11 protein-coding genes are annotated in these 16,672 nt (G+C 43.4%); 7 read left to right on the top strand and 4 right to left on the bottom strand.

Going from position 1 to position 16,672, the window contains the following annotated elements; translation table 11 throughout:
• Positions 1 to 2 precede the first annotated feature (2 nt).
• Positions 3 to 1,499 carry a sodium/proline symporter PutP gene (gene putP, locus ACRWP9_RS01325; RefSeq protein ID WP_434927526.1) on the bottom strand — a complete coding sequence of 499 codons (1,497 nt, stop codon included), beginning with the start codon at positions 1,497 to 1,499 and terminating at the stop codon, positions 3 to 5.
• Positions 1,500 to 1,861: 362 nt separating this feature from the next.
• On the opposite strand from putP, the gene ACRWP9_RS01320 reads away from it, so the two are divergent.
• Complete coding sequence (locus tag ACRWP9_RS01320; RefSeq protein ID WP_434927525.1) at positions 1,862 to 2,341, top strand: MarR family winged helix-turn-helix transcriptional regulator; 480 nt, start codon at positions 1,862 to 1,864, stop codon at positions 2,339 to 2,341.
• A gap of 61 nt (positions 2,342 to 2,402) precedes the next feature.
• On the opposite strand, the gene iadA is transcribed toward ACRWP9_RS01320, so the two are convergent.
• The 3 genes from iadA to ACRWP9_RS01305 all read right to left on the bottom strand — a co-directional run bounded on the left by iadA (position 2,403) and on the right by ACRWP9_RS01305 (position 7,687).
• Positions 2,403 to 3,566: a beta-aspartyl-peptidase gene (gene iadA / locus ACRWP9_RS01315; RefSeq protein ID WP_434927524.1), complete on the bottom strand. Its 1,164-nt coding sequence runs from the start codon at positions 3,564 to 3,566 to the stop codon at positions 2,403 to 2,405.
• Between the two features lie 8 nt (positions 3,567 to 3,574).
• Positions 3,575 to 5,023: a putative basic amino acid antiporter YfcC gene (gene yfcC / locus ACRWP9_RS01310; RefSeq protein WP_434927523.1), complete on the bottom strand. Its 1,449-nt coding sequence runs from the start codon at positions 5,021 to 5,023 to the stop codon at positions 3,575 to 3,577.
• 72 nt (positions 5,024 to 5,095) lie between these two features.
• Positions 5,096 to 7,687, bottom strand: coding sequence for a TonB-dependent receptor (locus ACRWP9_RS01305; RefSeq protein ID WP_434927522.1), 2,592 nt, complete (start codon positions 7,685 to 7,687; stop codon positions 5,096 to 5,098).
• Between the two features lie 347 nt (positions 7,688 to 8,034).
• Here ACRWP9_RS01305 and ACRWP9_RS01300 point away from each other — a divergent pair, with 347 nt between their 5' ends.
• The 6 genes from ACRWP9_RS01300 to ACRWP9_RS01275 all read left to right on the top strand — a co-directional run bounded on the left by ACRWP9_RS01300 (position 8,035) and on the right by ACRWP9_RS01275 (position 16,634).
• Complete coding sequence (locus tag ACRWP9_RS01300; RefSeq protein WP_434927521.1) at positions 8,035 to 9,762, top strand: cyanophycinase; 1,728 nt, start codon at positions 8,035 to 8,037, stop codon at positions 9,760 to 9,762.
• 67 nt (positions 9,763 to 9,829) lie between these two features.
• On the top strand, positions 9,830 to 10,570 hold the full coding sequence (locus tag ACRWP9_RS01295; protein ID WP_434927520.1) for a PepSY domain-containing protein: 741 nt from the start codon (positions 9,830 to 9,832) through the stop codon (positions 10,568 to 10,570).
• A complete protein-coding gene (locus ACRWP9_RS01290) occupies positions 10,570 to 11,322 on the top strand; it encodes a PepSY domain-containing protein (protein ID WP_434927519.1) in 753 nt (250 codons plus the stop codon). Before ACRWP9_RS01295 ends, ACRWP9_RS01290 begins: the two co-directional genes overlap by 1 nt.
• Positions 11,323 to 11,513: 191 nt before the next feature.
• Positions 11,514 to 12,017 carry a hypothetical protein gene (locus ACRWP9_RS01285; protein ID WP_434927518.1) on the top strand — a complete coding sequence of 168 codons (504 nt, stop codon included), beginning with the start codon at positions 11,514 to 11,516 and terminating at the stop codon, positions 12,015 to 12,017.
• A 114-nt stretch (positions 12,018 to 12,131) separates the two neighbouring features.
• Positions 12,132 to 13,487, top strand: coding sequence for an efflux RND transporter periplasmic adaptor subunit (locus ACRWP9_RS01280; RefSeq protein ID WP_434927517.1), 1,356 nt, complete (start codon positions 12,132 to 12,134; stop codon positions 13,485 to 13,487).
• Between the two features lie 12 nt (positions 13,488 to 13,499).
• Positions 13,500 to 16,634 carry an efflux RND transporter permease subunit gene (locus tag ACRWP9_RS01275; protein WP_434927516.1) on the top strand — a complete coding sequence of 1,045 codons (3,135 nt, stop codon included), beginning with the start codon at positions 13,500 to 13,502 and terminating at the stop codon, positions 16,632 to 16,634.
• Positions 16,635 to 16,672: the final 38 nt, after the last annotated feature.

Here is a 16,672-nt window from a genome sequence, read left to right as displayed (position 1 = left end):
TCTTATGATGTGCTTTCAATCAATACTTGATTAACTTCTTTAAATTGGTCAGTTATTTTCTTTGAAGGCTTTTCGCTCCAAAGACTAACAAGCCATATGCTGAGTGCACTAATTAAAAACCCAGGTAGCATTTCATACACTAAGCTACTGAGTGTTGCGCCACCGTCTAACACTGGCGCATAAATCCAAAACAATACTGTTGCCGCCCCAGTGATAATTCCGGCAAGTGCACCGCTATAAGTGACTCGCTCCCACAGCAGACAGAACAAAATTAATGGACCAAATGCGGCACCAAACCCTGCCCATGCGTTACTGACAATGCCAAGAATATTGCTAGACGGTTGTAATGCCATGACTGCCGCTATTAGTGCAACGACAAATACGCATCCTCTGCCCACATTCACTAAGTGTTTTTGCGACAGCGTTTTTTTACTGTAAACACGGTAAATGTCTTCGGTGAGTGAACTTGATGATACTAAAAGCTGTGATGATATTGTGCTCATTACCGCGGCTAAAATAGCGGCTAATAAGAAACCACTAATTAGTGGGTGAAATAAGACGTTCGAAAAGAAAATAAATATGGTTTCGGGATCTTTTAAATCAACATTATATTTATTCACATACGCCACCCCAGTTAGCCCTGTTGCTAGTGCACCCACAATGGTGACCGTCATCCAACTCATGCCAATACGTCTAGCTGTTTTGATATTCTTAACCGTATCAATTGCCATAAACCTAACAATAATGTGTGGCTGACCAAAGTAGCCTAGGCCCCAAGCTAAGCTGGATAATAATGATAATACGGTCAGGCTTTCAAGACTTTGACTGAACGAGGGGATCTCTTCTAGTGAGTAAGCCATCATGGTTTCTGTGCTTTCAAAATAAGTAAAAGCAACCACGGGCACCATAACTAGGGCGATGAACATAATGACGCCCTGGACAAAGTCGGTCAGACTTACCGCAAGAAAACCACCTAATAAGGTATAAGCTACGACCACAAACATGGTAATGAAAACACCTAGCTGATAGTCGAGCCCGAATGCGGATTCAAATAGTTTGCCGCCGCCAACTAAGCCTGCAGAGGTATAAAGCGTAAAGAAGATAATGACGACAATCGCAGATACCAGCTTAATAATGCCATCTTGTTTGTGAAAACGTTGGCCAAAGAAATCTGGCAAGGTTAACGCATCATTAGCGACTTCGGTGTATACACGTAATTTAGGGGCGACTAACTTATAATTTGCCCAGGCACCTACAACTAAGCCCACAGCAACCCAGACGGTGCTAAAACCTGAGACAAAAATAGCGCCGGGTAAACCCATCAACATCCAGCCACTCATATCTGAGGCTCCGGCGGAGAGTGCGGTTACTTGAGGGCTGACTTTTCTGCCGCCCAACATGTAATCAGATAAGTTAGAAGTGGATTTTTTAGCGGCATAAATTCCGATGCCTAGCATTAACATAAAATATAACGTTAATGTGAAATAGGTATAATTCATTACTTTCCTGCGTTATTGTTTGAGTTCGACTTATATATTGTATACAAAGGGCTAAAAACATAAGTCGCAAGAATTAACCAGAAACAAAGGAGTTCCATTGAGTTCTTAGCGATTCTCTTAGGCTTTACTTTTGATTTGAAGATTTTTCTCATAAAATTATTGCGTTTCATATGATTCACCACGAATGATTAGAGTACGAACCATTATGATACGTTGTTAACGGGGAAGATCAACCCATGTTGGTAACTTTATGACAACTATTTCGTTTTAAAATAAACAAAATAGTCTGTTTATGAGTTATTCAGATTTTGATAGAATTGTAATTATTAGCGTTGAACAGATAGTTGGGGTGAATAAGTCCGATGAAAAAGTATGAAGAGTTACTGGTCTCTTTGCGGCAGGTAATCCGCGCGATTGATTTGTATTCAAAGAAGTTATGTAAAGAGACTGGCTTAACAAGCCCACAACTATTGGTCTTGCTGTCTATTGCGGAACATGACGGTGCTATGGTTAAAGAAGTGGCTAAAACCATTAACTTAAGCTCAGCAACCATTACCAGTATTGTCGATCGTTTAGAAAAGCGAGGGTTGGTGACGCGTACGCGTTCAACCACAGATAAGCGCAAGGTGGGGATCAGTTTAACTGATCAAGGCAAAGAGATAATTAAAGACTCTCCTAAGCCTTTGCAAGATCACTTCATTGCCCGCTTTGAGTCAATGCAAGAGTGGGAACAGTCGCAGATGTTGGCGACCATGCAACGAATTTCAAGCATGATGGATGCAGAAAAGTTAGATGCATCACCTGTTTTAGAAGTTGGGCAAATATATCAGCATGAGCATTAATAAGATTATAGAGCTAACAATTCAATGTTAAGTTAGCTCTATATAGCCGTTTTAATCATGATTAGAACGGTATACTAAGACGCGATATTCCCTCAGAAAAAACTAACTTACCTTTACTGTACACCGCTTCAATAGACAGTGTCTGAGCATTCAATAAATTAATATCGCCGTCCATATCAATAGCTACTCTGCCTTTGTGTGTCAGCCTTAATATATTTGCCGGTGACTCAGTTATTGAGGCTAAAGCAAGTTCAATAGGCACGTCGAATAGATTAACAGCATCAACCATAGCTTGATGTAGGCTACTAACTTGGCCCATCTGTAAATCAACTAGGTTACCTTTAGTATCAAATACCGGCAGACTAGCATTACCATCTGAGCTCATAGTTAGCTGGCTAATTGGAGTCTGTTTGTCTAGTGCTAATGCTAATGCTTTTGCAGCGGGAACTTCCCCCTGTTGAATAATTTGTGCCGTGGTGCTGGTGGTGAAGTCAATAAACCCACCCTTAAGGGCAAACTCAATCCCTGCCTCTAACAGCGCTTTGCTGCGGTTAATATGGGTTGGGTAGTACTGGGTAATGGGGATATCAAACTGACTAATCACCTGTTCAAGTAAATCGAGTTTACTGGGCTCATCCCCCACATGAATACTAACAATCCCGACTTTACCAGCCAGCATGCCAGCTACTCTTGCTTCTGATGTGAGTCGGGCCATTTCGTGTGAGGTTATTTGCGAGCTGCGATGATCAGCAATAGCCACTTCACCGACACCAATAAATTTATCGATCAGCATAATGTCATGCTTAACTGATTGGGTAATGGTGACCATAGGCAAGTGGTAGGAGCCGGTATAACAAAATACTGATAAACCTTGCTCTTCTAACGCATATGCTTTGGCGAGAAGATTTTCTAAACTGCGGGTTTGAGCATCAGTCCCCAGTACGCCTATCACAGTAGTTACGCCGCCTTTAATGGCATCGTTTATATGCATTTCAGGGGTGCGAGTCGTGTATCCGCCTTCGCCACCCCCACCGGTAATGTGTACCAGTGAGTCTACAAATCCTGGGGTTAATAGTCGTCCTGTTGCATCAATGACAGTAATGAATGAATTGGCGGTGAGTTCAATATTATCTTCAATGGCAATAATTTTACCGCCGCCCAACAGAACATCTTTTTTACCCAGGTACATTGGGGCATAAACTTGTGCATTTTTAAATAATTGCATGAAAACCCTTAGCTAAAATTGATGCTGACGGCAACAATCATAAACGTGATCGAAATGCTGACCAGCAGCAACATAAATCGCCATATAAATTTGGCCCAAACAAACCAATCTACTTTAGCGACACCAAGACAGCCAATCAGCGCGGCAGATGTTGGGATGATGATATTGGTTAAGCCGTCACCTAATTGAAAGGCTAATACGGCAATTTGACGGGGTAAGCCTAAAATATCAGACAATGGCGCCATAATCGGCATAGTTAACGCAGCTTGGCCAGAACCCGATGCGATGAAAAAGTTAAATATGGATTGAAATAAGTACATAAAAACCGCTGAAACGGTTTCAGGTAATTGTCCTAAAAATAGACCAGTATAGTGCAGCAGGGTGTTTAATACAGATGGAGTGTCCGCTTGATCGCCGCCTAATATAATCACGATACCCTTGGCCATGCCGACAATCATTGCCGCCGGCAATAATTCTTGTGCGCCTTTTTTAAAGGCATTGGCAACATCATTAACTTTAAGGCGTTTACTGAGAATGGCGATTAAACCTATCGCACAACCTAAGGTAAAAAACTGACTTGCCAGTTCGGGAATATAATAACCTCTGGCAATAACACCCCAAATAACCCAAACAATACCCAGCATAAAAGTGGTGAGAATAAGGCCATCGGTTAAATTGAATTTAACTTTTACCTGCGGCTCAGTTGAAAAAACTTCTTCGTTAAAGCAGGGGGATAGTTCAGGGTTTCGTTTTATTTTTTGGGCGTAGTGCATAGTAAATGCAACACCGACAGAGGTAAAAATAAACCACATTATCACTCTAAACTCTAAGCCTGACATTAACGGAAGGTCAGCAATACCCTGAGCTATTGCAACACTAAAAGGGTTCATCCAAGATGCGGCAAAACCAATTTGAGTCGCCACATAAGTGACTAAAATTGTCACAATACCGTCGTAGCCTATGGCGCGCATTAAGGGTAACAGCACAATACAAAAGGCAATGGCTTCTTCGCCCATACCAAATATCGCACCGCCTGCAGAAAATAATACAAATAGAATAGGAATAAAAGCCAGTTCAAATTTTTGGGTTTTAGCGATTAACGCCAAAATACCATTATCAACCGCTTTGGTTTGCATGATGATGCCAAAGGCGCCGCCAGTAATAATGATAAACATCATTACTCCAATGGCTGAGCCCCATTTGTCACCTGAAACCATGCCTTCAAAGGCAAAATTAAGAAAGCCAATTTCACCCTGTTCGGCAAATAAAGGCACACCCTGATAGTCGCTGGCAAACTGAAAGCTACCGGCAATTAATGCTGATTTATTAGTATCAGGATTGATAGCCACTTCAAAAAAACCTGCTGGGACAAAGTGGGTGGTAATTGCGGCAAATAACACAACAAAAAACAAGATGATGAAGGCATCTGGCATTTCTCGAGCTGTCTGTAACTTCATATTGTTTTACTTTTTATTTTGGTGATAGAAAATGTAGGCCGTGCTATGCACGACCTACAGGGCTTAAGTTATTTAAAACTTAAAAGTATAACGTACATTCCAGCGGCGTCCGAGCCAATCATGTACCGAGCTGGCATAGCCATTAGTGGGTGAAGAAGCATAGGGTGGCTCTTCATCGGTTAGGTTGCGGACCGATAACAATACAGTGTGATTTTCGTTAAGTTCATAGCCAATACTGGCGCTAAAGGTTAACCAATCTTCAACGGTTTCATTATCAAACTTAAAGTCACCGTCACCCATGGAGCTAATGTAATGACCTGAAATGTTGGCATTCCAGTTATCAACTTCCCAGTCTGTGCCTAAATCAATAACACGTTCAGGGCGCGCGGTTTCAGATGCACCACTGAGCTTGCCTAATAAGTCTTCAACAGGACTAGTCGGTGTCACTTGGCGTTCAAACGAGAAGGTTTCAGTACCAGCTACATAGAACTTAAACTCACCTATTGTTTTGGTGTCTAAGCGATAGTTAACGTTATAATCTAAGCCGTCAGTACTTTGATTGCCAACGTTAAAATAACCTGTGCGTAAGAAGCTAATATCACCTCGTCCATCAACAACACAGCCAAAATTATCGCCTAACTCAGCAACACTACCGACCACGTTAGCAGGATCTTTAATACAGGCATCCAGGGTGGTATTCGCGTCAATATCAACAATATCATCATGCTCATAGCGCCAATAATCGACAGTCAATTGCAATTCATCGGTCGCATTCCAAGACATGCCCACGTTAATCGCTTGCGACTTTTCTGCTTCTAAGCCTTTATTGCCTAAGGTTTCTTGGTCAAACTCTAATTCGCCTAAATCGGCACCAGCTGTGCCACATAATGCGCTATAAGCTTCATCTGCACCGCAATTAATATATTGGCTGCCTAATGAAGTACCTGCCCCAAGTTGCGATAACGATGGCGCTCTAAACCCTGTGCTCCAAGATGCACGTAATACCAGCTCATCGATTGGGTTATAACGTAACGAGACTTTAGGGTTTACATCACCACCAAAATCACTGTAATGGTCGTAACGTAAGGCTGCGATTAAGTCGAGTGATTCAGCTAATGGGAAGTTAAACTCACCATATGCAGCGTATTGAGTGCGATCTGCGGCGGCGTCGCTGGCACCCAAGCCAATGATTTCATTATTAACGGCATTCACTGAAGGTTTGTCAAAAATATCTTCTTTTCTGAACTCGCCACCAAATACTGAACTGACCATACCTGCAGGCAGCTCAAATAAGTCTCCAGCGAAGTTAAAATCGAGTGATAATACTTCAGACTCACCCTGACGCACGCCAGGATCTCGTAATGCCGCTATTTGGGCTGAACTGCTATCTTGGCCTAAATTAAATGGATTAAAGCTATCGTTTGCCACCGCGGCATCTAGACGATTGGCATTCATGTATCCAGATACGTTTCTAATTTCATTGGTCGATTTACCGTAGCTCAGTGCCGACTCGACGCTCCAATCGGCTATATCCCCTCTAATACCCGCTAACATGCGGTAGCTTTGGGTGTCATATTCTTGAATTCGACGCTCAGGGAAACGCGTTCTTACAGTGATAAAATCACTCACGCTGCCATCTAGTATATCGATATCTTGAACGTATTGAGGAACATTTACCGAATCACCGGCCACATAAGCCGTGTAGCCAGCTGGAGCTTCATAGGATGAGCCGTTATTTTGTTGAAACATGCCTTCAGCAAAAAATTCTAAACCACTATCAAGTCGATAGATATGATTCAGTGTAGCGCCTATGTTTTCATAATCAGGTTGAATGGCGCGTTGAATGACGTAGTCATAGTTACAACGGCTACCACTTTTTTGGGTATCGTCACCGCACCAATTTTCGGCGTAGTCATCACCGTCAATTGACATACGCGTATTAGACTCATATGTCACATTAACCGGTCTATCACTGTTAAAAATTGGATTGCGCGTAGCATAGTCAACCACAATGGTTGTATTACTATTAGTGGTTTCAAACCCGCCAGCATAGGTCAGATTGGTTTTACTGGCATCGTGGTCTGAAGTGTCATTACCATATTGTGCACTTAATTCATGGCCGACAAAATCTTTACGTAGGATAAAATTAATCACCCCAGCGATAGCATCAGAGCCATAAATCGATGAGGCGCCATCGGTTAACACATCAATCCGTTCGATTGCAGTAAGCGGGATGGAGTTAACGTTCACAAATGAGTCTGAACCGTTTGAAAATGAATCCACTGCAACACGTCGACCATTGACTAATACTAGGGTAGAGCTTGAGCCTAGTCCTCGTAAACTGACCCCTGAAGCGCCAGCAGGGGCACCATCTGCTCCTGCTACGCCGCCAGACTCAGAGAAAGTTCCAGCGCTTGATGCCTGGGGTAAATCACGTAAAAACTCACTGACAGAACCATAGCCTTTTTTGGCTATTTCATCCTGGCTAAAACTTTGTAAAGGGTTAGCCCCTTCCATATCGACACCTTTAAGGCGTGACCCCGTCACTTCAACCCGTTCTACTATTTGTTCTGGTTGTGATTTTTCTAATTCGTTGGCAACGGCTAAGGCAACAGGTGATAACGCCATTCCAAACACGGCGCATAAAAGTACTGAACTTCTCATGGTAAGCTCCCGATAAATCTCTAATTGTAATTTTTAGACGTGGCTACACTGCGCGTGAGTCAATACGCTTGGCATTAATAAATGTTTGCAGGCAGTAGAACGTCAATCAAATGATTGAGAGGGGAGTAAGACGGCTAGACAAAACTCCACCAAACACTAACGTGTTCAGTAGGTTATTCGTCCCACCATTCAGACAGATACCAATTACGGAAGTGGTATCTTTGGAAAAGAGTTGCTGAAAATATCATGTTATAAAAAATAATCTTTTGTTGTTGATATGTTAAGAGGCTATCCGTAATATGATGCTTGAGTCAATACGTGGCAGACACTTTTTTTTGAGTGCAACCATGAAAATTATTTCTAGAATTAAATTATTTATATTTTTTAGCACTTTAGCTTTTTGCTTGTTATTGCAATTATTGTTTGTTGATAATGTATGGGCAAATCAAGACGTTTCACCAAAGCTAGAAAAACCATTATCACCTGGGTTTGATTTGATGTTAGTTGGGGGTGGCTTAAAAACCTGTAGCTCACTTTCACCTCATTCCTGCGTCGACAGCATCACTTTTTCACCTAATGCCAAATTATCAATCCAATATCACTTCAGCCTTGATTGGCTTGAACGAGCACTTGATCATTTTAGCTTGCAAACATTATCTTTAAATCAAACTAACAATCTGCGCAAAGCCAGTCGAAAAGCTGCAAAAAGCAGTGTTAATTTAAACCAGTTAAAAGATGCTGTGTATCAGGTTGATAAGCATTTATTGGATGAGTTAACCGATCAGCAATACTATGCTTTACTCGATTTATTAGAACAAGAACAACACTCTATTGATGGCAGCCCCTTGCAAGAACAAGTCAGGCTTGATGCCACAACCAAGCCTTATGGTCCGGCTATTTATCGACTATTTACCTTGCAGGCTTTACTAAAAAAACAGCAAAAAAATCCCGATGCGACACGCCCATTAATTGGTATTGTAACCGCTTCAGCCCGAGACCCGTTTGAGTCCATTTCTTTCTACACCAGTGCTTTTGAACAAGCTGGCGCTGATGTTATTTGGTTGCCCTTAGATGCGGCTTTGCAAGCTGGTATACATCATGATCAATGCGAGAAATTGCCATTGCTTCGCCAGCAACTGCAAGGAAATACTGATAAAGCGAGGCTTTATCCTGAACACACACAATTACAACAACGTCTATGTGAGTCACCCGAAAATTTGTATCAGCAGCTTGAGCATATTGATGGCTTATTTTTAAATGGTGGCGATCAAAGTTTAACCTTAACAGCTTGGTTAACGCCGGATAAAAAGCCGTCTAAAGCGTTAGCCGTCATTAAAAATCGCTTGGCCAATAAACAAATCGTGATTGGCGGGACGAGTGCGGGAACAGCAGTGATGACAGCGGCGAATATGATCACTGGCGGCACTAGTGACGGCGCAATACAGCATGGTGTATTGAGTGCCAAACCACCGAGTGAGCGGTGCGAAATACATCAGTGTGATGGGGATATACCCGCAACGGCAGTGACCTATCGTGCAGAGGGTGGCTTGGGGTTATTTCCTTTTGGGATAATGGATACGCATTTTTCTGAGCGGGATCGCCAAATAAGATTGTTAATGCTAACCGCCTCCACTGATAGTGAAATGGGATTTGGGGTGGATGAAAATACCGCACTGTTAGTCAATATTGCTGATAAACATCTGTCGGTTATTGGTGAGCATGGTGTGTGGGTTATCGAGCAAACTCAAGCCCGTAAAGATGATAATGGCAAATCAATATTTAAAGGGGTGTCTCATTATTTAACTTCAGGCAGCCAAGCCGATATTGATAACAAACAGCGTCTGGCTAATATTGAATTCGCCAATCGGGTGGTTTCAGTTAATATGGCTGCCAATTATCCAGCTTACCAACAGTGGATTGTGCAAGCTTGCCGTGAGGGACGGTTATCGAGCAAACTTATCGATGATGTTGAACTTATCCTCCTCCCAAGCTCAACAACTGGGTGCAAACCAGTGCTAAACAATCAGCAAAGCTATCAAGGTATTAAGCTATTATTGCAGCAACAAGATGATTAACGATTACCTAGCTAAAACTGTTAAGGTAATAATATAAAAGTGTTTTAGCTCAAATACAGAGAAAGTCATGCATAAAACCGCAAGAACGCTTCATCAATGGTTGATGTTATTTTTAGGGCTGCAATTTGCGATATGGTCGGTCACGGGCGCTTATATGGTCTATATGGATATCGATTTTATCCATGGTGATGATTTGGTTACCAACCCGCAATCTAAAGTGCAGCCCGCCCAGATGAATTATTCACTGCAACAGCTCATTCAAGCTTATCCCCATATTGACAATATCAGTGTCGATACCTTGTTAGGTGAAACAGTTTATAGGCTGACCTTAGCGGAGAGCGAGCCCACTAAAAAATTAGTTATTAGCGCTAATAGCGGCCAAGTGTTAACGCCGTTATCAGAGTCAGTGGCTATATCAGTAGCGCAATACTTTTACACGGGTAAGGGCGATGTTGCTGAGGTGACGCTGATTACCGACAACCCTCCTTTTGAGTTAAGCCCGCGCCATTTACCCGCATGGCGAGTCAACTTTAATGATTTTGGTGCCCCTTCGCTTTATGTTTCGGCACAAACGGGCATCTTGGTGGGCAAGCGCCATGAGTTTTGGCGTTGGTTTGATTGGATGTTTAGGTTTCATATTATGGACTACAGCAGCGGTGAAGATATCGATAATATGCTGCTGTTTTGGGTCGCCTTGCTAGCCAGTGGTGGGGCACTGACTGGCATGGTGTTAGTGTATTTCAGGGTGTTCAAAGGCCAGTTTACACGCCGTAAAAAAAGCCGCGTTCAACGCGTGGGAGTTGCCTAATGCGTTGGGTTAGAAAGTTGCACAAATGGGCGTCGGTCATTGTCGGGATTCAGTTTGTGCTATGGTTAGCCAGTGGCCTGTATTTTAATTTGATGGATCACACCAAAGCGGCAGGGCTAACCTATTTTAGTCAGGATATTGTGCCCAATCAGCTCGATGCGATTCAGTTGATTGAGCCTAAAGCCGTACTTGAACAACATAGTGATAGCGTGGCGTTAGATACGGTATTTTTATTGGCTAAGCCCTATTATTTACTTAGCCATCAGCAAGGCTTGTATGCGCATTCTTATCATGAATACACCTTGGTCGATGCCTATAGCGGTGAGGTGGTCACTCTTGATGAAGAGCTGGTAACAAGGTTAGCGCAAGCGTCATATACAGGTGAGGGCAAGGTAGCCGAACTCAAATTACTCACCCCACCGATTAGCGATTTTCCAAAACAACAAAACCCCACATGGCAGGTCAACTTTACTGACGACATCGATACTCAAGTGTATGTTGAGGCGCAATCTGGGCGAATAGTCGGCCACAGTGATCAGCATAAAAAGTTAGCCGATATCTTTTTTATGCTGCATTTTATGGATTATTTTAATGAAGGTAGTTTTAATAATCTGCCTATGATGTTGATGGCCTTTTTCAGTTTGTGGTTAACCGTTACCGGGTGTTATTGGTGCATTGATTTACTTCGAAAAGGAAAATACCGCCGCAAGCGTGGTACTCGGTCAAAGCCCGCTGCGATAAAATTGTTATAGTTATTGCTAAATTAGGCATTTGTCACACAATGACAACAATAAAAAAGTTATCATCAGCATGAATTTAGCGTTATGCTATTGCCCTTATCGACTTGTTTGTTAGCTGAGCTAACGACCAAAGTTGTTTTAGATTGAAAGCATTTTATGGTGTACACGGTCAACTCTATTAGTTGATATTTTATGAGCCTATATTGAATAATCGCCATCGTAAGATGCTGCAAGATTTATTCAGTCCGGCATATTGGATTTTGAGTGCGATGCAAAAAACACTGAAAAACTACTGGTTAATGACTTTCACTTTGTTCGCACTTGTCGGACAAGGTTTGTTAGCTAATGGTAGTTCTATGGTGCCGATGGATCATCAACAATCCCATATGGTGAGTCAAACATTGAGTGATGGTTCAGATAATAATGTGCCTCTGACCTCAATGCAGCATGTCTCCGCTATGACAGATTGTCATGGCAATATGCAGCCTAATCAGAAATCGCAGCAAGCAGATAACAACAGCTGTTGTAATGGTGTAGGCGGTTGCAGTATCGATTGTAATCACTGCTTAACCATTACCTTTACCGCTGACTTAAGTGATATTCAGTTAGCTATTGCTAATGCTCCTGCTAATCCAGCCCCTATCGCAGTGGCTGTAAACAGTTTCTCTATCGACTTCCCGCCAGCTTTTAGACCTCCTATCGTCTAACGTAAACATCTTAGCTGCGCATTTATGCTATATCGCCCATGTTAGCAGCAAATTTTACTGTTTCTTTTTAAACGAGTTTTAACACATACGTGTGTTAAATCGTTCGAGGTCTATATGAAAATATCCCCCTGTAAAAGCGTATTTACGTTTGTTTTAATGCTAACCACAAGCTTGCTGATGTCATCAGTGACATTTGCTTCCGAGGATGAACATGCGGGGCATGATCATGCCGCACAGCCAATGGATGCTGTAAATAGCACTAACACTGCCGCTGACAAGGTTTTTAATCAACCACAGCCGGCACTACTACCGACTAAAAACAGCGCTAATGACGCGAACATCAAATATGTTTGTCCCATGCACCCGCATGTGGTGTCTGATGCTCCTGGTACCTGTCCAATTTGTGGCATGAATTTAGAAAAAGTCACCCTAGGTGAAGTGGGTGAGGAAGTGGTTGTTGGCGTTTCTGGAGGCATGCAGCAGGCGTTAGGCATGCGCAGTGAAACCGTTACCGAGGGCACCCTGTGGAAGCTAGTTAAAACCATAGGTACGGTAGAATACAATGAAAATATGATTGGCCATGTACATACCCGAGTGACCGGCTGGATAGAAACCCTTAAGGTGCATACGGTTGGCCAGCAAGTAAAAAAAGGCCAATTATTGTATGAGCTGTATTCACCTGAGCTGATAAATGCTCAAGATGATTACATGCAAGCCAGAGATTACCTTAAGCAGGATAAAAACCGTGGTGCGTTATTGTTGAAAAAAGCTCGCCTACGCCTTGAGTTATTAGGGGTGAGTTCGGCGTCGATTCAGCAATTAGAGCGCACCGGTGACACCCTGTATCGCGTGCCATTTTATGCCGAGCAAGATGGACTCATTAGCCGGCTTACAGTGCGTCATGGCATGTACGTGCAACCGGGCGATACCTTGTTTGAAATCGTTGATTTAAGCAGCGTGTGGGTGATTGCCGACGTATTTGAAAATGAACAAAGCTGGTTGCAACAAGGTCGGCCAGTTGAGGTGACGTCTGCGGCCCAAGGCCTTTTTGATATTGAATCCAGCATAGATTACATTTACCCAGAGTTAGACCCAGTGACACGGGCAATGCGGGTGAGAATTCGCTTAGATAACCCGAATCAGCAATTAAAACCAGGCACCTTAGTGGATGTAAAACTGTTTGGTGGTCCAAACCGGGGAGTATTAGCCATTCCAACCGAGGCGTTAATTCTTACCGGGCGTGAAAACCGTGTTGTGGTGCAACGCAGTGATAACCAATTTGCTTCTGTACCCGTTAAAGTTGGCATGATTGCCCAGGGTAAAGCTGAAATCACCGAAGGCTTAAAGGCGGGCGATAAAGTGATTGTGTCGGGGCAATTCTTGCTTGATTCTGAAGCCAGTATTCAAGGTAGTTTACAGCGATTAAGTGGCAGCAATAGTGCTGCACCTGATCCACACGCAAATCATTAATCGGAGCTCACTATGTTAGAAAAAATAATTAGTGCGTCGATTAAGCAGCGAGCCATGGTGTTGTTAATGACCGTGGTTATCGCATTAATTGGCTATCAAGCCATGCGGATGACGCCTTTAGACGCTTTACCTGATTTATCTGATGTGCAGGTGATTGTAAAAACCTCATATCCAGGCCAAACACCGCAGTTAGTTGAAGACCAAATTACCTACCCATTGTCGACGGCGATGCTAGCCGTGCCTGGCGCGAAAACCGTGCGTGGCTTCTCGATGTTTGGCGATTCCTATGTGTACATTATTTTTGAAGATGGCACAGACATCTATTGGGCTAGATCACGGGTTTTAGAATATTTATCGCAAACCCAGGGGCAATTGCCCCCTAACGTCACCCCTTCATTAGGGCCTGACGCATCTGGCGTGGGCTGGGTATTTCAATACGCCCTTGTTGACCGTAAAGGTAAGCATGATTTAGCTCAGCTTCGATCACTGCAGGACTGGTTTTTAAAATTAGAATTGCAAAGCGTTGAAGGTGTGTCAGAGATCGCCACCATTGGCGGCATGGAGCAGGCGTATCAAATTATTGTCGACCCGCACAAACTGGCGCTGTATCAAATTGACTTGATGACGGTCAGAAATGCGCTGGATAACTCGAACAGTTCTACCGGTGGCTCGGTAATTGAAATGGCCGAAGCTGAGTACATGATCAGCTCGTCGGGTTATCGCCAAACCTTAGAAGACTTTGCCGAAATCCCTTTAGGTATTGTGGCTGAGTCGGGCACGCCTGTATTGATGAAAGATGTGGCGCAACTGCGTACAGGCCCTGCGGCTCGAAGAGGTATTGCCGAGCTTGATGGTCAAGGCGAAGTCGTTGGTGGCATTGTGGTGATGCGTTACGGTGAAAATGCCCTAGCAACCATCAACAACGTTAAAACAAAATTAGCCGAAATTGAGAATGGTTTACCCGATGGTGTTGAGCTGGTGATTACCTATGATCGCTCGGAACTCATTTTAAACTCGGTTGATAACCTCAAGCGTAAAGTACTAGAAGAAATGCTGGTGGTTGGTTTTATCTGCCTTATTTTCTTACTGCATGCCCGTTCAACCTTAGTGGCGATCATTTCATTACCGATTTCAATTTTAGTCAGTTTTATTGTGATGAACATAATTGGTGTCAATGCCAATATTATGAGTTTAGGCGGGATTGCGATTGCGATTGGTGCTGTGGTGGACGCTGCTATTGTGATGGTAGAAAACCTCCATAAACACCTTGAGCATTACCGCGACCAACATGATGGCGAAACGCCAACGGGTGAAGCCCATTGGGAGTTAGTGCGACAATCGTCGGTTGAAGTCGGGCCGGCACTGTTTTTTAGCTTATTGATTATTACCTTAAGCTTTGTGCCTGTGTTCGCGCTTGAAGCTCAAGAAGGGCGATTATTTCATCCGTTAGCCTTTACTAAAACCTTTGCTATGGCGGCATCGGCTATTTTGGCTATTACCTTAATTCCGGTATTAATGGGTTATCTTGTACGCGGAAAAATTCCCGCAGAAAAGAAAAACCCGCTAAGTCGCATATTAATTGCCATGTATGAACCGCTGTTACGCGTGGTACTGCGCTTTCCTAAAATGACTATATTAGTCGCTATTATGGCACTTGGCAGTGCGATATACCCTATGACTAAAATGGGCAGCGAGTTTATGCCGTCACTCGAAGAAGGCGATTTATTGTATATGCCTACCACCTTACCGAGTGTCAGTTCAGGCAAGGCGGCGGAAATATTGCAGCAAACCGATCGCCTGATTAAAACCATTCCTGAAGTGAAAAGGGTATTTGGTAAAGTTGGCCGCGCTATTACAGCGACCGATCCTGCACCGCTAACCATGCTTGAAACCACGATTATGCTTAACCCACGTGATACTTGGCGTGAAGGCATGACACTGGAAGGCATTATTAGTGAACTGCAAAAAACCGTAAAAGTGCCCGGTATTACCAATGCGTGGGTGCAGCCGATTAAAACCCGTATTGATATGTTATCCACTGGAGTAAGAACCCCCGTGGGAATAAAAATATCCGGGGCAGACATTAATGAGCTACAACGAATAGGCACCGAAATTGAAGCTGTAGTGAGCAAGTTGCCAGGTACCACTTCTGCTTTTGCGCAGCGCACCAGTGGTGGCCGTTATATTGATATCGAACCCGATCTTAAAAATGCAGCCCGTTACGGTATGACCTTAAAAGATATTCAAGATGTGGTGCAAATGGCCATTGGTGGCATGCAAGTTGGCCAGTCGATACAAGGGCAAGAGCGCTATCCTATTATCATTCGCTACCCACGTGAGCTACGTGACAACATAGAAAAACTCAAAGACTTACCAGTACTTACCAAAACGGGTAAATATGTGCCTTTGGGTAATTTAGCCAGCATTACCATTAGTGATGGCGCGCCTATGTTAGCCAGTGAAAATGGCCGGTTAATCAGTTGGGTGTTTGTCGATTTACAGGACATCTCCATTGGCGAATACATCAAAATGGCGCGTACCGCGTTGGATGAACAAATCACTTTGCCGCCTCGTTACAGTTACAGCTTCGCTGGCCAATATGAGTATATGCAGCGAGTTGAGGCGAAAATGAAATTGGTTATTCCACTGATGTTAATTGTGATTTTCATATTGTTGATGATGACATTTAGCTCATTCATTCAAGCGTCGGTGATCATGTTAAGCCTACCATTCTCATTGGTGGGTAGCGCATGGCTATTGTACTTGCTCGACTTTAACTTCTCGGTTGCGGTATCGGTCGGCATGATAGCCCTTGCTGGGGTCGCGGCTGAGTTTGGGGTCGTGATGCAAGTGTATTTGAATAACAGTATTAAAGATCGCCAAGCCGCAGGGCAATACAATCACCGCTCTGACTTAACCGAAGCGTTAATTCATGGTGCGGTAATGCGTATTCGCCCTAAAGCGATGACGGTAGCCACTATCTTTTTTGGTTTGCTGCCCATTATGTGGGGTAGCGGCACCGGTAATGAAGTGATGCAGAAAATCGCCGCGCCTATGGTAGGTGGTATGGTGACTGCACCGCTGTTGTCTTTGTTCGTTATTCCAGCGATCTATTTATTGATATATGGCCGCAAAATGGCCAAATAGTTCAGTCGCTTGGTATTTTTTTGATTTAATGCCCTCAG

This window comes from Shewanella sp. HL-SH2, from assembly GCF_051164935.1.
In the GTDB taxonomy this organism is placed as follows: Bacteria; Pseudomonadota; Gammaproteobacteria; order Enterobacterales; family Shewanellaceae; genus Shewanella; species Shewanella glacialimarina.
The sequence above is the reverse complement of the archived record's forward strand: the minus strand, read 5'-3'. Positions and strand labels throughout refer to the sequence as shown.